Origin of the sequence: Microbispora oryzae (assembly GCF_017896165.1) — a bacterium.
GTDB lineage: Bacteria > Actinomycetota > Actinomycetes > Streptosporangiales > Streptosporangiaceae > Microbispora > Microbispora oryzae.
This window is the reverse complement of the sequence record NZ_JAFCNB010000001.1, coordinates 258,909-278,975: the sequence shown is the minus strand read 5'-3', so window position 1 is coordinate 278,975 and position 20,067 is coordinate 258,909. Positions and strand designations below refer to the sequence as shown.

Annotated in this window: 21 protein-coding genes; 16 read left to right on the top strand and 5 right to left on the bottom strand. The window is 72.0% G+C overall.

Going from position 1 to position 20,067, the window contains the following annotated elements; genetic code table 11:
• Positions 1–13 precede the first annotated feature (13 nt).
• Together JOL79_RS01240 and thiE are read left to right on the top strand one after the other, a co-directional pair.
• On the top strand, positions 14–388 hold the full coding sequence (locus JOL79_RS01240) for an Rv2175c family DNA-binding protein (RefSeq protein WP_210153718.1): 375 nt from the start codon (positions 14–16) through the stop codon (positions 386–388).
• A 27-nt stretch (positions 389–415) separates the two neighbouring features.
• Positions 416–1,069 carry a thiamine phosphate synthase gene (thiE, locus tag JOL79_RS01235; protein ID WP_210153717.1) on the top strand — a complete coding sequence of 218 codons (654 nt, stop codon included), beginning with the start codon at positions 416–418 and terminating at the stop codon, positions 1,067–1,069.
• A gap of 91 nt (positions 1,070–1,160) precedes the next feature.
• On the opposite strand, the gene JOL79_RS01230 is transcribed toward thiE, so the two are convergent.
• Positions 1,161–2,228 (bottom strand): polyprenyl synthetase family protein, encoded by a 1,068-nt coding sequence (locus JOL79_RS01230; RefSeq protein WP_210153716.1) that lies wholly within the window; start codon positions 2,226–2,228, stop codon positions 1,161–1,163.
• 138 nt (positions 2,229–2,366) lie between these two features.
• Between JOL79_RS01230 and metF the strand changes: the two genes are divergently transcribed.
• Positions 2,367–3,290, top strand: coding sequence for a methylenetetrahydrofolate reductase [NAD(P)H] (metF, locus tag JOL79_RS01225; protein WP_210153715.1), 924 nt, complete (start codon positions 2,367–2,369; stop codon positions 3,288–3,290).
• A gap of 6 nt (positions 3,291–3,296) precedes the next feature.
• On the opposite strand, the gene JOL79_RS01220 is transcribed toward metF, so the two are convergent.
• Complete coding sequence (locus JOL79_RS01220) at positions 3,297–3,878, bottom strand: GNAT family N-acetyltransferase (protein WP_307848226.1); 582 nt, start codon at positions 3,876–3,878, stop codon at positions 3,297–3,299.
• Between the two features lie 76 nt (positions 3,879–3,954).
• A complete protein-coding gene (locus tag JOL79_RS01215) occupies positions 3,955–4,431 on the bottom strand; it encodes a YbaK/EbsC family protein (RefSeq protein WP_307848225.1) in 477 nt (158 codons plus the stop codon).
• Positions 4,432–4,560: 129 nt separating this feature from the next.
• On the opposite strand from JOL79_RS01215, the gene JOL79_RS01210 reads away from it, so the two are divergent.
• Together JOL79_RS01210 and JOL79_RS01205 are read left to right on the top strand one after the other, a co-directional pair.
• The gene (locus tag JOL79_RS01210; protein WP_210153713.1) at positions 4,561–5,412 is read left to right on the top strand and encodes a L,D-transpeptidase family protein; all 852 of its coding nucleotides are present in this window, start codon (positions 4,561–4,563) and stop codon (positions 5,410–5,412) included.
• Positions 5,413–5,819: 407 nt separating this feature from the next.
• Positions 5,820–6,257 carry an SAV_6107 family HEPN domain-containing protein gene (locus tag JOL79_RS01205; RefSeq protein WP_210153712.1) on the top strand — a complete coding sequence of 146 codons (438 nt, stop codon included), beginning with the start codon at positions 5,820–5,822 and terminating at the stop codon, positions 6,255–6,257.
• Positions 6,258–6,278: 21 nt separating this feature from the next.
• Here the strand turns inward: JOL79_RS01205 and JOL79_RS01200 are convergent, their stop codons facing one another.
• Both JOL79_RS01200 and bldD read right to left on the bottom strand, forming a co-directional pair.
• Positions 6,279–7,523 (bottom strand): arginine deiminase, encoded by a 1,245-nt coding sequence (locus tag JOL79_RS01200; protein ID WP_210153711.1) that lies wholly within the window; start codon positions 7,521–7,523, stop codon positions 6,279–6,281.
• A 103-nt stretch (positions 7,524–7,626) separates the two neighbouring features.
• Positions 7,627–8,121, bottom strand: coding sequence for a transcriptional regulator BldD (gene bldD / locus JOL79_RS01195; protein WP_210153710.1), 495 nt, complete (start codon positions 8,119–8,121; stop codon positions 7,627–7,629).
• A 396-nt stretch (positions 8,122–8,517) separates the two neighbouring features.
• Between bldD and pyrR the strand changes: the two genes are divergently transcribed.
• The 11 genes from pyrR (at position 8,518) to rpoZ (ending at position 19,966) form a co-directional block, all read left to right on the top strand.
• Positions 8,518–9,117 (top strand): bifunctional pyr operon transcriptional regulator/uracil phosphoribosyltransferase PyrR, encoded by a 600-nt coding sequence (gene pyrR / locus JOL79_RS01190; protein WP_210153709.1) that lies wholly within the window; start codon positions 8,518–8,520, stop codon positions 9,115–9,117.
• Positions 9,114–10,049: an aspartate carbamoyltransferase catalytic subunit gene (locus tag JOL79_RS01185; protein ID WP_210153708.1), complete on the top strand. Its 936-nt coding sequence runs from the start codon at positions 9,114–9,116 to the stop codon at positions 10,047–10,049. The genes pyrR and JOL79_RS01185 overlap by 4 nt, the downstream gene beginning before the upstream one ends.
• Before the next feature lie 116 nt (positions 10,050–10,165).
• A complete protein-coding gene (locus JOL79_RS01180; protein WP_210153707.1) occupies positions 10,166–11,467 on the top strand; it encodes a dihydroorotase in 1,302 nt (433 codons plus the stop codon).
• A complete protein-coding gene (carA, locus tag JOL79_RS01175) occupies positions 11,464–12,591 on the top strand; it encodes a glutamine-hydrolyzing carbamoyl-phosphate synthase small subunit (RefSeq protein WP_210153706.1) in 1,128 nt (375 codons plus the stop codon). The genes JOL79_RS01180 and carA overlap by 4 nt, the downstream gene beginning before the upstream one ends.
• The gene (gene carB, locus JOL79_RS01170; protein ID WP_210153705.1) at positions 12,584–15,862 is read left to right on the top strand and encodes a carbamoyl-phosphate synthase large subunit; all 3,279 of its coding nucleotides are present in this window, start codon (positions 12,584–12,586) and stop codon (positions 15,860–15,862) included. Before carA ends, carB begins: the two co-directional genes overlap by 8 nt.
• Before the next feature lie 30 nt (positions 15,863–15,892).
• On the top strand, positions 15,893–16,750 hold the full coding sequence (locus JOL79_RS01165) for a dihydroorotate dehydrogenase electron transfer subunit (protein WP_307848224.1): 858 nt from the start codon (positions 15,893–15,895) through the stop codon (positions 16,748–16,750).
• 21 nt (positions 16,751–16,771) lie between these two features.
• A complete protein-coding gene (locus JOL79_RS01160; protein WP_210154157.1) occupies positions 16,772–17,746 on the top strand; it encodes a dihydroorotate dehydrogenase in 975 nt (324 codons plus the stop codon).
• Positions 17,743–18,441: an orotidine-5'-phosphate decarboxylase gene (gene pyrF / locus JOL79_RS01155; RefSeq protein ID WP_210153704.1), complete on the top strand. Its 699-nt coding sequence runs from the start codon at positions 17,743–17,745 to the stop codon at positions 18,439–18,441. The genes JOL79_RS01160 and pyrF overlap by 4 nt, the downstream gene beginning before the upstream one ends.
• A 241-nt stretch (positions 18,442–18,682) precedes the next feature.
• A complete protein-coding gene (gene mihF, locus JOL79_RS01150; RefSeq protein WP_169978578.1) occupies positions 18,683–19,006 on the top strand; it encodes an integration host factor, actinobacterial type in 324 nt (107 codons plus the stop codon).
• A gap of 45 nt (positions 19,007–19,051) precedes the next feature.
• On the top strand, positions 19,052–19,690 hold the full coding sequence (gene gmk / locus JOL79_RS01145; protein WP_210153703.1) for a guanylate kinase: 639 nt from the start codon (positions 19,052–19,054) through the stop codon (positions 19,688–19,690).
• Between the two features lie 12 nt (positions 19,691–19,702).
• The gene (rpoZ, locus tag JOL79_RS01140) at positions 19,703–19,966 is read left to right on the top strand and encodes a DNA-directed RNA polymerase subunit omega (RefSeq protein WP_210153702.1); all 264 of its coding nucleotides are present in this window, start codon (positions 19,703–19,705) and stop codon (positions 19,964–19,966) included.
• Positions 19,967–20,067 lie beyond the last annotated feature (101 nt).

Sequence of the window (20,067 nt, the reverse complement as noted above, 5' to 3'; positions counted from 1 at the left end):
TAGTGGTGGTGGCGTGACGATTACTGTTGCGCAGATCGACCGGGAGACCGACCAGCTCGTCGGGGAGTGGCTCCCCCTCCCGGAGGCGGCCCAGCGACTCGGGCTCAGCATCGGCCGGGTCAAGCAACTCCTGAAGGACAAGAAGCTCGTCGGCGCCCGCCGAGGCGGCGGGCAGCCGCAGATCCCCGCGATCTTCATCGCCGAGGGCGACGTGCTGAAGGGGCTTCCCGGCACTCTCACGGTCCTGGCCGACGCCGGATACGACGAGGTCGAGTCGATCCGCTGGCTGTTCACGGCGGACGAGTCGCTGCCCGGGTCGCCGATCGACGCCATCGCCGCCGGCCGCCACACCGAGGTGAAGCGGCGGGCGCAGGCACTGGGATTCTGACCGCCGGCTTCGTGGCATTGTGGTCGGGTGACCGACACCCGGCGAGAGCGGCTCGCGCGCGCGAGGCTCTACCTCTGCACCGACGCCAGGCGCGACCGCGGCGACCTGGAGAAGTTCCTCGACGCGGTCCTCGCGGGGGGCGTGGACATCGTCCAGCTGCGGGACAAGCGCCTGGAGGCGGCGGAGGAGCTCGACCTGCTCAGGATCTTCCGCGCGGCCTGTGACCGGCACGGGGCGCTGCTCGCGGTGAACGACCGGGCGGACGTGGCCTACGCCGCCCGCCCGGACGTCCTCCACCTGGGCCAGGGCGACCTGCCGGTGCCGGTCGCCCGGGAGATCCTCGGGCCCGGCGTGCTGATCGGCAGGTCCACCCACTCCGCCGCGGAGGCGTCCGCCGCGGCGGCGGAGCCGGGCGTCGACTACTTCTGCTGCGGCCCGATCTGGCCGACGCCCACCAAGCCCGGCCGCCCCGCGCCGGGCCCCGGGCTGCTCGACCACGCCTCCCGGCTGGAGACCGGGCGTCCCTGGTTCGGGATCGGCGGGATCGACCTCGGCAACCTCGGCGAGGTGACGGCGCACGGCGTGCGCCGGGTGGTCGTCGTCCGGGCGATCACGGAGGCGGCCGACCCCGGGGCCGCCGCCGCCGAGTTCGCGGCCCGCCTGTCCGAGGTTTCCCTCTGAGGTTCCCCTCTGACGGCGTGCCCGGGTGCCCTCGCGACCGGCTGGGCCTGTGCCGGGGGCCGGCTGGGCTTGGGCAGGGGGCCGGCTGGGGTCAGGTCCTGCGGGAGGTGGCGGCCACGGCCAGATCGGCCAGGGCCGACCTGGCCTCGTCCTCGATCGGCGCCCGCTCCAGCTCGTGCAGGGCGCCGTCGAGGTAGCGCTTGATCATCTCCTCGCACGCCCCGAGCGCTCCGGTGTCCTCGATGACGGCCCTGAGCCGCTCGACGCCCTCCGCGTCGAGGTCGGGGTCGCCGAGCAGGTCCCGTACGACGGCGGCCTGGGCGGGCGACGCCTCCTCCAGGGCCTTGGCGATCAAAACGGTGCGCTTGCCCTCACGCAGGTCGTCGCCCGCCGGCTTGCCGGTCTCGGCCGGGTCGCCGAACACGCCGAGCACGTCGTCGCGTAACTGGAAGGCGATCCCCACCTGCTGGCCGTACTGGGTGCACAGGCGGTCGATCCACGGGTGCCTCGCCCGGGCCGCCAGCACGAGCCCGAGCCGGAGCGGCTGCTCCACCGAGTATTTGCCGCTCTTGTAGAGCGCCACCCGCAGGGCGCCGTCGAACGTGCCCTCGCCCCGGGCCTGCTCAAGCAGGTCGAGGTACTGCCCGCACATCAGCTCGGTCAGCATCCGGTCGTGCACCGGCTGGGCGGCGGCCAGCGCCTCCGGCGCCAGGCCCGAGGTCCGCCACATCTCTCCCGCCCACACCAGCAGCAGGTTGCCGAGGAGCACCGCCACGCCCTCGCCGAACTGCTCGGGCGAGCCGTGCCAGCCCGACTCCGTGTGCGTCCGCTCGAACCGCCGGTGGGCCGACGGCATGCCGCGGCGCACGTCGCTCGCGTCCATCACGTCGTCGTGGATCAGGGCGCTCGCCTGAAGCAGCTCCAGCGACGCCGCGGCGGTGTAGAGCGCGGGCTCGTCGCCGCCGCCGGCGGCTCGCCAGCCCCAGTAGCAGAACGCGGGGCGCAGCCGTTTTCCGCCGCCGAGGAAGTCGGAGGCGGCCGACAGCAGCGTGGTCAGTTGCGGGTAGCCGAAGAGAGGGCGCTGGCGGTCCACGAACTCCCGGAGCGCGCGGTCCACCTCCGGACGGACGGGGTCGAGCGGAGAGGTGGTTGTGCTCATGCCTAGGACTGTATCCGCCGTAGATCGGGAAGCCCATCGGCGGATGCCCTGGTGAAACGTGCGCTCTGTGGGACGCCTGTCGTCCACATGGTGAGACCCGGACGGCCGCCCGCCGGACCGGACGGTAATCTTGCTGTCATGTCACTCGGTCTGCCCTCCCGGCGCCCCGATCGCGTTCCGACGGTCCGCGAGCTCCTGAGGGCTGGCGAGCGGTCGTTCTCCTTCGAGTTCCTCCCGCCGAAGACCGCCGAGGGGGAGCGGCAGCTCTGGCGAGCCATCCGGGAGCTGGAGGCCCTGCGCCCGACCTTCGTCTCGGTCACGTACGGCGCCGGCGGCTCCACCCGCGACCGCACCGTCGACATCGTCGAGCGGCTGGCGCACGAGACCACGCTCACACCGGTCGCCCACTTCACCGCGGTCAACCACTCCATCAGGGAGCTGCGTCACCTCGTCGGCAGGTTCGCCGACGCCGGGGTGCGCAACATCCTCGCCGTGCGGGGCGACCCCCCGGGCGGCGACCCGCTGGACGAGTGGGTCGCGCACCCCGAGGGCGTGCGGTACGCCGAGGACCTGGTGCGGCTGATCCGCCAGGCGGGCGACTTCTGCGTCGGTGTGGCCGCCTTCCCCTACAAGCACCCGCGTTCGCCGTCCATCGAGTCCGACACGGAGTACTTCGTGCGCAAGTGCCGGGCCGGCGCCGACTACGCGATCACCCAGATGTTCTTCCGGGCGGACGACTACCTGCGCCTGCGCGACCGCGTCGTGGCGGAGGGCTGCGACACGCCGATCATCCCGGGGATCATGCCGGTCACCCAGATAAGCACGATCGCGCGGTCCGAGCAGCTGTCGGGAGCGCCGTTCCCGCCCGAGGTCGCCGCCCGCTTCGAAGCGGTCGCCGACGATCCCGTGGCCGTCCGCCGCCTCGGCATCGAGCACGCGATCCAGATGTGCCGCACGCTGCTGGACGAGGGCGTTCCGGGCATCCACTTCATCACCTTCAACCGGTCGAGCGCGACCCGTGAGGTGTTCCAGGCGCTGCAGCCCGCGGGCGCGCCCGCCTGATCGCGGTCAGGCGGGGGCCGCGCCCGCCAGGGGCAGCCGGGCGCCCGCGATGACGTAGTCCTCGTAGCCGCCGGGGAAGGTGAACCGCGTCATGAGGTCCTCGAACCCGACGTCCCGGTAGAGATGCCGGGCGGCCGTGGGCGCGTCGTGCGTGGACAGCACGGCGGTGCGCTCGCGGCGCCCCGCGCAGATCTCGTGCAGCATCCGGCGGCCGACGCCCCTGCTCTGGTGGCCGGGCAGGACGTGGACCTCCGCGATCTCGAGCGCGTCGCCGAACCAGTCCTCGGAGGCCGGGGCGCCGGAGAGATCCTCCAGGGCCCGGCGCACCACGTCGTGCCACCACTGCCCGGGCGCGCCGTGGAAGCCGTAGGCGAACCCGACGATCTCCGCAGGCTCCGGCCCGTCCGGCGGCCCGGGCGCCTCGGCCAGCAGGCAGGTGAAATCCGGATAGGTCGCGTGGTTCCGCATGATCGCTCTGCGGCCCGCGAGTTGGTCCTCCGGCGGACGCATCGCCGCGGCGTAGACGCCCAGCACGATGTCGAGCACCGCGGCGAAGCCGACCGGCCCCACCCGTCGCAGTTGGATCACTTTCCGCAGATTAGCAAAGCGTTCCATCGGCGCAGAAGCGCCCGTCCCTCCCGCTCCGCCGCGGCGGCCGGTCTCCTTACTCGACCTCGGCCGCAGTCCCGCCGGTGATCCGCACCAGCTCGTCGAAGGCCGTCGGGAAGACGGTGTGCGGGTGCCCGGCGGCGGCCCACACCACCTCGTGCTTGGCCAGCCAGGTGTCGACGAGCGTGCGTACGGGCGCCGGGTGGCCGACGGGGGCCACGCCGCCGATCGGCTGACCGGTGTGCTCCCGGACGAACTCCGGGGTGGCCCTGCGGACCTTCGCCGCCCCGACCAGCCGGGCCACCAGGCCGGTGTCGACCCGGTGGGCGCCGCTCGTGAGCACGAGCAGGGGGGCGCCGTCGGCGTCGAAGATCAGGCTGTTGGCGATGGCCCCGATCTCGCAGCCGAGCTGCGCCGCGGCGGTGGCCGCCGTCGGAGCGGCGTCGTCGAGGACGACGATCTCGCCCGTCACTCCGTGGGAGCGCAGCGCCTCGCCGACCCGGACCGCATTGGGATGCAACTTTTCTGGCACGCGGCAACTCTAAACGGATGGTGGGGACATAGGCGGGCGTTTATCGCCTCCTACCTTCCGGGGGACGTACTCTGGGGTCCCTTGAATCGCGCTTGGTCCGTGCTTGAGACAGATGAGAGGTTGGTCAGGATGAGGGCATTACGGCAGTCGGCGGCCGCCGCGCTCGTCGCGGCCGGCGTCGTGACGGGCGCCCTGACCGCGGGATCCGGGACGGCCCTGGCGAGCATCCCCGCCGCGGCCCTGCCCGCCGGTGTGCCCGCCGGTGTGCCGGTCAGCGCGCCGGCCGGTCTTCCGGCCGGGCTCCAGAGGGCGGCGACGCCCGCGTACCCGCCGTTCACCGCGCCGTACAAGACGCTCAGGCTGGGCGCCAAGGGCACGGCGGTGAAGGCGCTGCAGGCCCGGCTGAAGCAGCTCGGATACGTCCCGGGCTCGGTCGACGGCCAGTACGGCGGCGGCACCGTGACGGCGGTGTGGGCGTTCCAGAAGGCGCAGGGCCTCCGGCCGGCCAGCACGGTCACGCGGGCCACCTGGCAGGCCCTGGAGCACCCGAAGGCGCCGAAGGTCCTCGTGCCGGGCGGCAGGCCCGACCGTGTCGAGGTGAACCTGACCAAACAGCTCATGGTGCTGTACCGGAACGGGGTGCCCCGCCTGATCAGCCACATCTCCAGCGGCAGCGGCATCCCCTACACCGAGTACGCCGTGTGGAACGGCAAGCGGCAGCGGTTCAGCGGCGGCGCGCGCACGCCCACGGGGGACTTCAAGACCACCTGGCGCGTCAGCGGCTGGCACCGGTCCTACCTCGGAGAGCTGTACAACCCCATCTTCTTCAACGGCGGCATCGCCCTGCACGGCGCGCTGTCGGTGCCGCTCTATCCGGCCTCGCACGGCTGCGTCCGGCTGCCGATGAACGTCGCCCGGATCCTGCCCGGCCTGCTGGGCAAGGGCGTGCCGGTTCATGTCCGGGGGCATTTCGTGCGCTGAGCCCCGCCTCCCCGGCCTGACCTCAACCCCCACGCGACGTATTGCGTGGGGGTTTCGGTTGTTCCGGGATGCTTTATCGACCCCGACATCGAACCCTTGTTCGTGGAAATCCTTGACAGGAGTCATGATCGAATCTATGTTCGATGGAGTGGGCGCGGGACTCGCGGCCGGCGCCCACTCCAACGGAGCCGTGCTCTCGTCGTCGGCCGAGACGAATGCGGCACGGTCCGCGGCGTGGGCTGGACGGGGAGAGGGGAAGCTCCTCGTCCGGCCGCCCGCGGAGGCCTGACGGAGCCGGGCGTCCCCGCGTACGGGGGAATAGCCCGTCCGGCGGAATTGTCGGTGCGGTCTGCGACTGTGACGTCACCGGCGATCGCCGCCGGATGCCACGACTCAAGGAGGCGGGCATGACGGAACCCAACGCGGACCAGCGCGGCGGACCGCGGCTTTCGCAGACGGTCCTGGCGCATCTCGCGGACGCCAGGGCGTGCCTCGCGGACGCCTCCGCCGGGCCGACCCCGGCGGACAGGTATGTCGCCGCTCACCTCGCGGCCCTCCGGGCGGCGGCCGGGATCCTCGCGGCCCGGCCGCGGCCGCTCGACGGGCGGCGCAGGCGGCTGCGCAGCGCGTGGGAGCTGCTCCCCGAGGCGGAGCCCAAGCTCGCCGACTGGGCCGCCTACTTCGCGGTGAGCGCGACCAAGCGTGCGGCGGCCGAGGCCGGCATGGTGCGGGTCGTCACCTCCACCGACGCCGACGAGCTGATCGTCGAGGCGGACCGGTTCGTGGGCGAGGTGGAGTCGATCCTGGGCGTGCCCGGCCAGTCCGCCCTGCCCATGGCCGGCTGACGCCCCGGACCGGCGGGTCGTTCAGGCGTCGTCGCGCTCCAGCGGGCAGCTCATGCACCGGGGACCGCCCCTGCCGCGGCCGAGCTCGCCGCCCCTGATCGTGATCACCTCGATGCCGCGTGCGGCCAGGTGGTTGTTGGTCGTCGTGTTCCGCTCGTAGGCGACCACCACTCCGGGCCGCAGCGCGAGCACGTTGCACCCGTCGTCCCACTGCTCGCGCTCGGCCGAGTGGACGTCCTGGACAGGGGTGAGGACCTCGATGTCGTCCAGATCCAGCGCGCGGGCGATCGCCCGGTGCATGTCCTCCGGCGGGTGGCCGGTGACCTTGAGCTCCTTGTCGGTGTCGCCCGGCTCGATCGTGTACGACGGCAGCATGCCGAGCCCGGCGTACTTGGTGAACACCCCGACGTCCACGTTGGTCATCACGGTGTCGAGGTGCATGAACGCCCTGGCCTTCGGCAGGTCCAGCGCCACGATCCGGGCGGCCGAGCCGGCCCGGAACAGGTTCATGGCGAGGGTCTCCACCGCCTGCGGCTGGGTCCGTTCGCTCATCCCGACCAGTACGGCGCCGCGGCCGAGCACCAGCACGTCGCCGCCCTCGATGGTCGCCGGGGCCATCTCCGTGCCGCGATACCACACGTGGTAGCCGCCGCCGGCGCCCCGGTCGTAGCCGGGCGCGAACAGGGGGTGCCACCGGTAGACGGCCTCGTAGTTCACCGTCTCCCGCCTGCGCGCCTTCTTGCGCATGGCGTTGACGGACACGCCGTCGTAGACCCAGCAGGAGGTGTCCCGCGCGTACAGGTGGTTGGGCAGCGGCGGGAGGACGAAGTCGTCCGCCGCGAGCGTCCGCATGGTGACCGAGGCGGAGGAGCAGCCCAGCTCCATGATCTCGCGCTTGGTCACCCCGCCCGTCAGCAACGGGGCGAGTGTCGCGTCGTCCAGTGAGTCGAGGGTGTTCCTGATGGCGTCGGCGGCGACCGGGCCGAACCAGCGCTCGTCGACGCTGCCGTCGAGGATGTGCTTGCGGGCCTCCGGCACGGCGATCGTCTCCTCGAGGAGGTCGCCCAGGAGATGGACCTCGACCCCGTTCCGGGTGAGCGTCCGGCGCCACTCCTCGTGCTCCTCCACCGCGCGGTGCACCCAGAGCACGTCGTCGAACAGCAGGTCGTCCTTGTTGCGGGGGGTGAGCCGCTTGAGGGCCAGCTCGGGGATGTGCACGAGCACCCGGCGGAGCGTTCCCACCTCAGACCCCACGTAGAACCTCATCTCCTGCATATCCCCGCAGGAGAGGATTCAGTCGCGCTCCCGGAGAACGGGCCCCGGAGACGGGGGCCGGAACTCCGGGAGCGGTGAGCCGGGGAGACGCGCGTCAGAAGGACTCGACGGCCCGGCGGGCCTCCGAGTCGAGCACGCCCCAGCTGATGAACTCCTCGGTCAGCTCCACAGGCGACTTGTCGTAGATGACCGCGAGGGAACGCAGGTCCTCCTGGCGGATCGACAGCACCTTGCCGTTGTAGTCGCCGCGCTGGCTCTGGATCGTGGCGGCGTAACGGGCCAGCGGACCGGCCTTGTCCTTCGGCAACTGGGCCAGCCGCTCCAGGTCGATGACAAGCTTCGGCGCCGGGGCCAGCGGGCTGGGGGCCGCCCCGCCCGGCAGCAGCTCCGACACCGGAACCCCGTAGAAATCGGCGAGCTCGGCGAGCTTCTGCACGGTCACCGCTCGGTCGCCACGCTCGTACGAGCCCACGACGACCGCCTTCCACCGGCCCCGCGACTTCTCTTCGACACCGTGCAGGGACAGGCCCTGCTGGGTGCGGATGGCGCGTAGGCGTGCGCCCAGCGACTTGGCGTAGTCAGACGGCATCGTGTGGCCCCCGGCTTTCTATGTCTCTTCTCACTTGATTGTGCGTCCTTGTCCTAAGTGTTCCGAACACCGGGGTTGGCGCCCCGACAGGCACCTTCGGTGACCGTTGCGTCGGGTTTTACCCAGGAAGGTCGCGTGTTGTGGTTACGCACAGTGACGGTAAAGCCGTCACTCCCAAAGGTCAAGCTGATTGGAAAAAAGAGCTCCAAACAGTGCCCTCCCTGAAATCCCCGACACTCTCCGGCATGCGGCATCCCGCCGGGAACGCGCCCTCCGCGTCCACATCGGGCCAGGCGGTGGGGGGTCCGGGGCAGCCGGGAGGCGGCTGATAGCCTTGAGCAGCCAGACACCCTTTAAAGACCCGTCCTGTGAGGCGGGAAAGGTGGTGATTTTTCCATGTCTGACGCCCGAAATCAGGCCCGTGCCGTCCTGGAGGGGCCGGACATCCACCGGGCACTGACCAGGATCGCTCACGAGATCCTTGAGCGTACGAAGGGCGCGCAGAGCGTCGTCCTCCTCGGCATCCCCACGCGCGGCGCCACCCTGGCGCGCCGCATCGCCGAGCGCATCGCGCAGTTCGAGGGGGTCAAGGTCCCCGTCGGCGCCATCGACATCACGATGTACCGCGACGATCTCCGGATGCGGCCCGCGCGTCCGCTCGGCCGGACCGAGCTGCCGGCCGAAGGCGTCGACGGGCGGACCGTCGTCCTGGTCGACGACGTGCTCTACTCCGGCCGCACCGTCCGCGCCGCGCTCGACGCGCTCAACGACGTGGGCCGTCCCCGTGCCGTGCAGCTCGCGACGCTCGTCGACCGCGGCCACCGCGAGCTGCCCATCCGCGCCGACTACGTCGGGAAGAACCTGCCGACCTCCAAGACCGAGAAGGTCAAGGTCTTCCTTGAGGAGACGGACGGGCGCGACGCCGTCGTGCTCATCAGGGAGGACGCCGCCAGGGACACCCAGCATTCCGGGGATTCCAAGGAGGACGCCCGATGAAGTCGCACCTGATCTCGGCGGGCGACCTGTCCAGGGACGACGCCCTGCTCATCCTCGACACCGCCGAGGAACTGGCCAGAGTGTCGGAACGATCCATCAAGAAGCTGCCGACGCTCCGCGGCCGCACGGTGGTCAACCTCTTCTTCGAGGACTCCACCCGCACCCGCATCTCGTTCGAGGCCGCGGCCAAGCGCCTGTCGGCCGACGTGATCAACTTCTCGGCCAAGGGGTCGAGCGTGTCCAAGGGCGAGTCGCTCAAGGACACCGCGCTCACCCTGGAGGCGATGGGCGCCGACGCCGTGGTGATCAGGCACCCCGCCTCCGGGGCCCCGCACCGCCTGGCCACGTGGGTCAGAGGCAGCGTGGTCAACGCCGGCGACGGCACCCACGAGCACCCGACCCAGGCGCTGCTCGACGCGTTCAGCATGCGCAGGCGGCTCGGCCGCCTGGAGGGCCTCAAGGTCGCCGTCGTCGGCGACGTGCTGCACAGCAGGGTGGCCCGCTCGAACGTCCTGCTGCTGCACACGCTGGGGGCGGAGGTCACCCTTGTCGCGCCGCCGACCCTGCTGCCGGTGTCGGTCGAGACGTGGCCGTGCCAGGTCTCCTACGACCTCGACGCCGTCCTGCCGAAGTCGGACGTCGTGATGATGCTCCGGGTGCAGCTGGAGCGGATGAACGCGGCCTACTTCCCCTCGGCCCGGGAGTACAGCCGCCGCTACGGGCTCGACCGGGACCGCTTCGCCCGCCTGCACGACGACGCCATCGTCATGCACCCCGGACCGATGAACCGGGGCATGGAGATCTCGGCCGAGGTCGCGGACTCCCGGCGCTCGACCGTGACGGAGCAGGTCGCCAACGGGGTCACCGTACGGATGGCCGTGCTCTACCTGCTGCTCGGCGGTTCCGAGCCCGCCATCGGAGGCGCCGAGTGAGCCCCGGCGGCACCGCCAAGCGAGAGACCGGACACGTCACCGGACACGTCACCGGACCAGAGACAGAACGAGACAACGAACGAGACGCCGGCGAGACCGGTCCTCGGGGGAGAGCTGTGACCACCGTGCTCATCAGGCGCGCCCGCGTCCTCGGCGGCGAGCCGCGCGACATCCTCATCAGGGACGGCGTCGTCGCCGAACTGGGCGACCTGTCCGGGACCGCCGCCGGCCTCACGGTCGACGCCGACGGCCTGATCGCCCTGCCCGGCCTCGTCGACCTGCACACCCACCTGCGCGAGCCGGGCCGGGAGGACGCCGAGACCGTCGAGACCGGCACCCAGGCCGCCGCCGTGGGCGGATACACCGCCGTCCATGCCATGGCCAACACCTCCCCGGTGGCCGACACGGCCGGCGTCGTCGAGCAGGTCTGGCGGCTGGGCCGGCAGTACGGCCACTGCGACGTGCAGCCGGTGGGCGCCGTCACCTCCGGGCTGGAGGGCAGGCAGCTCGCCGAGCTCGGCGCGATGGCCGATTCCGCGGCCCGTGTCCGGGTCTTCTCCGACGACGGCAAATGCGTCTCCGACGCCGTGCTGATGCGCCGGGCGCTCGAGTACGTCAAGGCGTTCGGCGGCGTGGTCGCCCAGCACGCCCAGGAGCCGCGGCTGACCGAGGGCGCGCAGCTCAACGAGGGAGAGGTCTCCGGGCGGCTGGGGCTGACCGGCTGGCCGGCCGTCGCCGAGGAGGCGATCATCGCCCGCGACTGCCTGCTCGCCGCGCACGTCGGCTCCCGGCTGCACGTGTGCCACGTCTCGACCGCGGGCTCCGTGGAGATCATCCGCTGGGCCAAGTCGAAGGGCTGGGACGTCACGGCCGAGGTCACCCCGCACCACCTGCTGCTGACCGACGCCTTCGCGGAGAGCTCCCCGCTCGGGCCGTACAACCCGATCTACAAGGTCAACCCGCCGCTGCGCACCCAGGACGACGTGCGGGCGCTGCGCGAGGCGCTGGCGGACGGCACGATCGACTGCGTGGCCACCGACCACGCCCCCCACCCGGTCGAGGACAAGGAGACCGAGTGGGGCGCCGCGGCCATGGGCATGATCGGGCTGGAGACGGCCCTGTCCGTGGTGCAGGAGGCCATGGTGGAGACCGGCCTGCTCGACTGGGCCGGCGTGGCCGACCGCATGTCCGTCCGACCGGCGCGGATCGGCCGCCTGGCGGCGCACGGCCGCCCGATCGAGCCGGGGGCCCCCGCGAACATCACGCTGTACGACCCGTCGGCCCGGCAGCCGGTCGACCCGGGCTCGATGGCGTCCCGCAGCCGCAACACGCCGTATGAGGGGATGACTCTGCCGGGCCGCGTCGTGGCCACGTTCCTGCGCGGCACCCCCACCGTCTTGGAAGGGAAGCTCGTATGACCGCCCTGCTCGTCCTCGAGGACGGCCGCGTCTTCGAGGGGACGCCGTACGGCGCCCTGGGCGAGACGTTCGGCGAGATGGTCTTCAACACCGGCATGACCGGCTACCAGGAGACCCTCACCGATCCCTCGTACCACCGGCAGATCGTCGCGATGACGGCGCCGCACATCGGCAACACGGGAGTGAACGAGGAGGACCCGGAGTCGGGCCGGGTGTGGGTCGCGGGCTACGTCGTCCGCGAGCCGGCCCGGATCCCGTCCAACTGGCGCTCCACCCGGACGCTCGACGACTACCTGCGCGACCAGGGTGTGGTCGGCATCGCCATGCCGGGCACCCGCGCCCTCACCCGCCACCTGCGCGAACGCGGCGCCATGCGCGCCGGGATCTTCTCCGGCGACGGGGCGGGCCCGGTGGAGGAACTGGTCGAGCGCGTGCGCCGGTCGCCCGGAATGGCGGGCGCCGACCTCGCCAGGCAGGTCAGCGTGGCCGAGCCGTACGTCGTGCCGGCGGTGGGCCGCAAGCGGTTCACGGTCGTCGCCGTCGACCTCGGCATCAAGGCGATGACCCCGCGGCGGATGGCCGAGCGGGGCTGCGAGGTGCACGTCCTGCCGGCCGGCGCGACCGCGGCCGACATCCTCGCCCTCGACCCGGACGGCGTGTTCTTCTCCAACGGGCCGGGCGACCCGTCGACGGCCGACTACGCGGTGGACGCCCTGCGCGGGGTGCTCGCCGAGGGCCGGCCGTTCTTCGGAATCTGCTTCGGCAACCAGATCCTCGGCCGGGCGCTCGGCCTGGGGACCTACAAGCTGCGGTACGGCCACCGCGGGGTCAACCAGCCGGTCCAGGACCGCAGGACGGGCAAGGTCGAGATCTCCGCGCACAATCACGGCTTCGCCGTGGACGCGCCGCTCGACGGCCCCTTCGAGACCCCGTACGGCCGGGCCGAGGTGAGCCACGTCAACCTCAACGACGACTGCGTGGAGGGGCTGCGCCTGCTGGACCGCCCGGCGTTCAGCGTGCAGTACCACCCGGAGGCGGCCGCCGGGCCGCACGACGCGGCGTACCTGTTCGACGAGTTCTGCGAGCTGATGACGACGACCGGCAAGGGGGCCAACGGTGCCTAAGCGTACGGACATCGAGTCGGTCCTGGTGATCGGCTCCGGCCCGATCGTGATCGGCCAGGCGTGCGAGTTCGACTACTCGGGCACCCAGGCCTGCCGCGTGCTGCGCGGCGAGGGCTTCCGGGTCGTCCTGGTCAACAGCAACCCCGCGACGATCATGACGGACCCGGAGTTCGCCGACGCGACGTACGTCGAGCCGATCACCCCGGACATCGTCGAGAAGATCATCGCCAAGGAGCGGCCCGACGCGCTGCTGCCCACCCTGGGCGGGCAGACGGCCCTCAACACGGCCGTCGCGCTGCACGAGGCGGGGGTGCTGGAGCGCTACGGCGTCGAGCTCATCGGCGCCGACATCGACGCGATCCAGGCGGGCGAGAACCGCGAGCGGTTCAAGGAGATCGTCGCCAAGGTCGCCGCCGAGCACGGGCTGAACGCGGAGTCCGCCCGCAGCGTGATCTGCCACTCCATGGACGAGTGCCTGCGGGGCGCCGCCGAGCTCGGCTACCCGGTCGTCGTCCGCCCCAGCTTCACAATGGGCGGCGCGGGCTCCGGCTTCGCCCACGACGAGGAGGAGCTGCGCCGCATCGCGGGCGCCGGGCTCGACGCGTCGCCGACCACCGAGGTGCTCCTGGAGGAGTCGATCCTCGGGTGGAAGGAGTACGAGCTCGAGGTCATGCGCGACCGGGCCGACAACGTGGTGATCGTCTGCTCGATCGAGAACATCGACCCGATGGGCGTCCACACCGGCGACAGCGTGACCGTCGCCCCGGCCATGACGCTGACCGACCGCGAGTACCAGAACATGCGGGACGTCGCGATCGCGGTCATCCGCGAGGTCGGGGTCGACACCGGCGGGTGCAACATCCAGTTCGCCGTCGACCCGGCGACCGGCCGGATGATCGTCATCGAGATGAACCCCCGGGTCTCCCGGTCGTCGGCCCTGGCGTCGAAGGCCACCGGCTTCCCGATCGCCAAGATCGCGGCCAAGCTCGCCATCGGGTACACCCTCGACGAGATCCCCAACGACATCACCAAGGAGACCCCGGCGTCGTTCGAACCGTCGCTCGACTACGTCGTGGTCAAGGTGCCGCGGTTCGCGTTCGAGAAGTTCGCGGGGGCCGACCGCACGCTGACCACGCACATGAAGTCGGTCGGCGAGGCGATGGCGATCGGCCGGTCGTTCCCCGAGGCGCTCCAGAAGGCCCTCAGGTCGCTGGAGAAGAAGGACTCGTCCTTCAGCTGGGCGGGCGAGCCCGGCGACCTGGACGCGCTGCTGCGGGACTGCCGCACCCCGCACGACGGGCGGCTGCGCACCATGCAGCAGGCGATCCGGGCCGGGGCCACGCCCGGGCAGCTCAACGAGGCCACCGCGGTCGACCCCTGGTTCGTCGACCAGCTCTTCGCCATCGACGAGGCCGCCCGCTCGATCACCGCGCTGGACGGCCCGACGCTCGCGCGGGCCAAGCGGTTCGGCTTCGCCGACGTCCAGATCGCCGAGATCCTCGGCGTCGGCGAGACCGAGGTGCGGGAGGCGCGGCACGCCGCCGGCGTCCGCCCGGTGTACAACACGGTCGACACCTGCGCCGCCGAGTTCGCCGCCCGCACGCCGTACCTCTACTCGGCGTACGACGAGGAGAGCGAGGTGCCGCCGGGCGACCGGCCCAAGGTGATCATCCTGGGCAGCGGGCCCAACCGGATCGGCCAGGGCATCGAGTTCGACTACGCCTGCGTCCACGCGTCGTTCGAGCTGGCCAGGGCCGGCTACGAGACCGTCATGGTCAACTGCAACCCGGAGACCGTCTCCACCGACTACGACACCTCCGACCGGCTCTACTTCGAGCCGCTCACCCTGGAGGACGTGCTGGAGGTCGTGCACGCCGAGCAGCAGGCCGGGCCCGTCGCCGGGGTGATCGTGCAGCTCGGCGGCCAGACCCCGCTCGGCCTCGCGCAGGCGCTCAAGGACGCCGGGGTGCCCGTGGTCGGCACCTCGCCCGAGTCGATCCACCTCGCCGAGGAGCGGGGCGCGTTCGGCCGGGTGCTGGCCGAGGCGGGCCTGCTCGCGCCCCGGCACGGCACCGCCCGCACGGTGGCCGAGGCCCGCGAGGTCGCCGAGGAGATCGGTTTCCCGGTGCTGGTCCGTCCGTCGTACGTGCTCGGCGGCGCCGGCATGGCCATCGTGTACGACGAGGACACCCTCGACACGTACATGTCCAGGGCGGCCTCCGAGCACCCGGTGCTCATCGACAGGTTCCTCGACGACGCCATCGAGATCGACGTGGACGCCCTGTTCGACGGCGAGGAGCTGTACCTCGGCGGCGTCATGGAGCACATCGAGGAGGCCGGCATCCACTCCGGCGACTCGGCCTGCGCCCTGCCCCCGATCACGCTGGGCTCCTTCGACATCAAGCGGATCCGCTCCGCCACCGAGGCCATCGCCAGGGGAGTGGGGGTGCGCGGCCTGCTGAACGTCCAGTACGCCATCGCCGCCGGGGTCCTGTACGTCCTGGAGGCCAACCCCAGGGCCAGCCGTACCGTGCCGTTCGTGTCGAAGGCGACGGCGGTGCCGCTCGCCAAGGCCGCGGCCCGCGTCATGATGGGCGCGACCGTGCGGGAGCTGCGGGCCGAGGGGATGCTGCCGGCCGAGGGCGACGGCGGCACGCTGCCGCTGGACGCCCCGATCGCCGTCAAGGAGGCCGTGCTGCCGTTCAACCGGTTCCGCGGGGTCGACACGATCCTCGGGCCGGAGATGCGCTCCACCGGCGAGGTGATGGGCATCGACGAGTTCTTCGGCACGGCGTACGCCAAGTCGCAGGCGGCGGCCTACGGCCCGCTGCCGACCAAGGGCCGGGCGTTCGTGTCCATCGCGAACAAGGACAAGCGGGCCGCCGTCTTCCCCGTGAAGGCGCTGGCGGACCTCGGCTTCGAGATCCTCGCCACGGAGGGCACGGCCGAGGTGCTGCGCCGCAACGGCGTCCGTGCCAGGATCGTGCGCAAGCACAGTGACGGCACGGGGCCCGACGGCGAGCCGACGATCGTCCGGCGCATCCTCGACGGCGAGGTGGACCTCATCGTGAACACGCCCTTCGACAGCCCCGGTCACGCCGGCCCCCGGCTGGACGGGTACGAGATCCGCACGGCCGCCGTGCTGCGCGGCATCGCGTGCATCACGACCGTGCAGGGACTCGCCGCGGCCGTCCAGGGCATCCAGCACATCGTCAGGGGCGACATCGGCGTACGGTCACTCCAGGAACACGCGCGCCGCCTGCGCGACTAGCGGGCGCCGCGGGCGGCGGAAAGGGGAACGGTGGCCGGCAGTCCGGTGCAGGTGACGGGCACGGTGCTGACGACGCGCAGGGTGGACGCCTACCACGCGCTCACCGTCGTCGCGCCGGGCATCGCCGACCGGTGCCGGCCCGGCCACTTCGTCACGGCCTCGGTCGGGGGGCCGAACACCTCGATGCTCACCCGGCGGGCCTTCGCCGTCCACGACGTCAAGCCCGACTACGGTGGCACGGTGGAACTGGTCTTCGGCGTGCGCGGCCCGGGGACGGCCTGGCTGGCCGACCTGCGGGCCCGCGACACGCTCGACCTGGTCGGCCCGCTCGGGCGGCCGTTCCCGCTGCCGCGCGACCCGTGCACCTGCGTCCTGGTGGGCGGCGAGTACGGCTCCGCGTCGCTGTTCGCCCTGGCGGACGCGTTGCAGGCGCGCGGCTGCCGCGTCGACTTCGTGCTGGGCGCGCCGAGCGCCGACCGCGTGTTCGGCGCGCTGCGGGCCCGCAGGATGGGCGAGACGACGACGCTGACCACCGAGGACGGCTCGCTCGGCATGCGCGGCAAGGTGACCGACGTGCTGCCGGGTGTGATCGCGGACGCGCGGGCCGACGCCGTCTACGCGTGCGGGCCGATGGACATGCTGCGCGGCGTGACGGCCGTGGCGGTGGAGTTCGACATCCCGGTGCAGGTGGCCGTGGAGGAGCGGATGGCCTGCGGCATCGGGGTGTGCATGACCTGCGTGCTGCCGGTGATCGGCGACGACGGCGTGACCCGGATGGTGCGCGCCTGCACGGACGGGCCGGCCTTCCGGGGGGAGCGGGTCCGCTTCGAGGACGTCGGGACGATCCCGTTCGACGCCCTCGGCGCGCCCGGGGGACGGCATGCCTGACCGAGGGCGGGGTGAACGGTCATAGGAGCCGATCTCCGCGCCTACCTCGCTCATGTGGAGTTGCCCAACCCCGTGCTCACGGCGTCCGGCTGCGGGGGCACGGGCCGCGAGCTGGCCCAGTTCTCCGACGTCGCCCGGCTGGGCGCCTTCACCACGCGCTCGATCACGATGGCGCCGCGGGCGGGCCGGCCCACCCCCAGGATGGCGGAGACGCCGTCCGGGCTGCTGAACGCCGTGGGCCTGCAGGGGCCGGGGGTCGACGCGTTCCTCCAGCACGAGCTGCCGTGGCTCGTGGAGCGCGGGACGCGGATCGTGGTGTCGATCGGCGGTGGGACGGCGGCCGAGTACGCGGCGCTGGCGCGGCGGCTGGCCGACGTGCCGGGCATCACCGCGATCGAGGTGAACCTGTCCTGCCCCAACATCGAGGACCGCGGCCGGGTCTTCGCCAGGGAGGGGTCGGCGGCCGCCGAGGTGATCGCGTCGGTCCGCGCGGCGACCCGGTACGACGTGCCGGTGATCGCCAAGCTGTCCCCCGACGTCGCCGACGTGGTGGCGGTCGCCCGCGCCTGCGTGGACGGCGGCGCGGACGCGCTCGCCATGATCAACACACCGGTCGGGATGAGCATCGACGTGGACACGATGCGCCCCGCCCTGGCCGCCGGCACGGGAGGCCTGTCGGGGCCCGCCGTGCGGCCCCTGGCGGTCCGCTGCGTGTGGCAGGTGCACGCGGCCCTCCCCGGCGTCCCGATCGTCGGCATGGGCGGCGTGACGACCGGCAGGGACGCGCTGGAGCTCATCCTGGCCGGCGCCTGCGCCGTGGCGGTGGGCACCGCCCTGTTCAACGACCCGTACGCCTGCCCGCGCATCCTGAGGGAGCTGGAGGAGCTCCTGCAGCGGCGCGGGCTGGACCGGCTGGCTGACGCCGTGGGGCTGGCGCACCGCCCCGCGGGGTCTCAGCAACGCACAAGAACCGATCTTGAGGAGAGTTCCCTGTGACGACGCCCGCTCCCATCGCGGTCGCCCTCGACGCCCCCGACCTGGAGACCGCCGCCCGCTGGGCCGGCCTGGTCACGCCGCACGTCTCCACGGTCAAGGTCGGGCTCGAGCTGTACCTGCGCTACGGCCCCGACGTGATCGCGTCGGTCCGCGGCGCGAGCGGCGTGCATGTCTTCCTCGACCTGAAGCTGCACGACATCCCCAACACCGTCGCCGGAGCCGCCCGCGCGGTCGCCCGGCTGAAGCCCACGATCCTGACCGTGCACGCGGCGGGCGGGCCCGCCATGATCAAGGCGGCCGTGGAGTCCGCCCCGAACACGAAGATCGCCGCCGTGACGCTCCTCACGTCGCTGTCAGAGGCCGATCTGCGCGCGATCGGCATCCCGGGCGCCCCGGAGGACGCGGCGCGGCGTATGGCCGCCGTAGCCGTCGGGGCGGGGGCCCAGGCGCTGGTCTGCTCGCCGCGGGAGGTCGCCGCGGTGCGGGCGGAGGTCGGCCCGGACGTGATGCTCATCACCCCGGGCGTGCGGCCCGCCGGAGCCGACACCCAGGACCAGGCCAGGGTAGCGACTCCGGAGGCCGCCCTGGGGGACGGGGCCGATCTTCTGGTGATCGGCCGCCCCATCACCGGGGCGCCGGACCCGGGCGCCGCGGCCGCGGCGATCGCCGCCGCGCTCCGCCGCGTGCGCGCCTGACCCGGCCCCGGCCCGGCCCTGAGCCGGCCTCGGCCCGGTAGGGCCCGCTACCCAGCGTCATCCCGGTCGCATGGCTGATGAGGCCGTTTTGATCTACAGCGGGTGACTTTTCCATTACCAAAAGTAGTAAAATCAATTTTGTAGTCAGAGAAACAAGGCTTGACGTTGCCGAATGGGGCATGGACCAGCTAGTTTCCCCTCCCGTCCGAGTACATCGACAAGAAATTCGAGGTGACCCGGCGTGGCTCTTCCTCCCCTGACCCCCGAGCAGCGCGCCGCAGCTCTTGAGAAGGCTGCCAAGGCACGCAAGGAGCGTGCCGAGGTCAAGAACCGGCTCAAGCACGGCGCGGTTTCTCTGGCTGAGGTGCTGAAGGATGGGCAGACCGACGACGTCATCGGCAAGATGAAGGTCTCGGCTCTGCTGGAGTCGCTCCCTGGCGTCGGCAAGGTCCGCGCCAAGCAGCTCATGGAGCGCCTGGGCATCGCCGAGTCCCGCCGCGTGCGGGGTCTCGGCGCCAACCAGCGCGCGTCTCTGGAGCGCGAGTTCGGCGGCGCCGAGAACTGATCTCGGTTTCGCGCGAACGTTCCACGGGGGGAGAGAGTGACCGACATGTCCTGTTCCGCTGGAGACCGGGCCCACGAGGCAGCCACATCCAGCGGGGTCCGGGCGGACAGCGGTGACTCCTCGCCCCGGAACCGGCGCCTGACGGTCCTGTCCGGTCCGTCGGGTGTCGGCAAGTCCACGGTCGTCGCCGAGCTCCGGCGGTCCCACCCGCAGGTGTGGCTGTCGGTCTCGGTGACCACCCGGAAGCCCCGTCCGGGCGAGACGCACGGCGTCGAGTACTACTTCGCCGGCGACGACGAGTTCGACCGGCTGATCGCCTCCGGCGAGCTGCTGGAGTGGGCCGAGTTCGCCGGCAACCGGTACGGCACGCCACGCCGTCCCGTGCTGGAACGGCTGGCCGCCGGGGTGCCGACGCTGCTGGAAATCGACCTCCAGGGCGCGCGGCAGGTGCGGTGCAGCATGCCCGAGGCACTCCTCGTCTTCCTGGCCCCGCCGAGCTGGGAGGAACTGGAGCGGAGGCTCCGCGGCCGGGGCACGGAGCCGCCGGACGTCATCGCCCGCCGTCTCGAGGTGGGGCGCGAGGAGCTGGCCGCCGAGACGGAGTTCGACCTCACCCTGGTCAACACATCCGTCAAGGACGTGTGCCACCGGCTGATAACCTTGATGGGAAACTCACCTAGCTAGGGGAATCACGACGTGGCAAGCAGCGCCGCATACGCGGAAGGCATCACCAACCCGCCGATCGACACGCTCCTCGACATCGTCGACAGCAAGTACAGCCTCGTGATCATGGGTGCGAAGCGGGCGCGCCAGATCAACGCCTACTACTCCCAGCTCGGCGAGGGCCTGCTGGAGTACGTGGGTCCGCTGGTCGAGACCCACGCGCAGGAGAAGCCGCTGTCCATCGCGCTGCGCGAGGTCAGCGAGGGCCTGCTCACCTCCGAGCCCATCGAGGGCTGACCCGCCGCGCCCGGTGCGCCGGCGGGCCGTACGGGCCCGCCGCGACGGGCTGAGGGGTCGTCACCATGGCCAACGCCGCCGTAACCGGCGCCACTACGACA

Excerpts from the sequence above, each read along its gene's own strand:
- bldD (WP_210153710.1), bottom strand. The coding sequence starts at position 8,121 with ATGCCGTCTGACTACGCCAAGTCGCTGGGCGCACGCCTACGCGCCATC.
- JOL79_RS01200 (WP_210153711.1), bottom strand. The coding sequence starts at position 7,523 with ATGAGGTTCTACGTGGGGTCTGAGGTGGGAACGCTCCGCCGGGTGCTC.
- carA (WP_210153706.1), top strand. The coding sequence starts at position 11,464 with ATGACCGCCCTGCTCGTCCTCGAGGACGGCCGCGTCTTCGAGGGGACG.
- pyrR (WP_210153709.1), top strand. The coding sequence starts at position 8,518 with ATGTCTGACGCCCGAAATCAGGCCCGTGCCGTCCTGGAGGGGCCGGAC.
- JOL79_RS01185 (WP_210153708.1), top strand. The coding sequence starts at position 9,114 with ATGAAGTCGCACCTGATCTCGGCGGGCGACCTGTCCAGGGACGACGCC.
- JOL79_RS01205 (WP_210153712.1), top strand. The coding sequence starts at position 5,820 with ATGACGGAACCCAACGCGGACCAGCGCGGCGGACCGCGGCTTTCGCAG.
- JOL79_RS01230 (WP_210153716.1), bottom strand. The coding sequence starts at position 2,228 with ATGAGCACAACCACCTCTCCGCTCGACCCCGTCCGTCCGGAGGTGGAC.
- gmk (WP_210153703.1), top strand. The coding sequence starts at position 19,052 with ATGTCCTGTTCCGCTGGAGACCGGGCCCACGAGGCAGCCACATCCAGC.
- JOL79_RS01210 (WP_210153713.1), top strand. The coding sequence starts at position 4,561 with ATGAGGGCATTACGGCAGTCGGCGGCCGCCGCGCTCGTCGCGGCCGGC.
- metF (WP_210153715.1), top strand. The coding sequence starts at position 2,367 with ATGTCACTCGGTCTGCCCTCCCGGCGCCCCGATCGCGTTCCGACGGTC.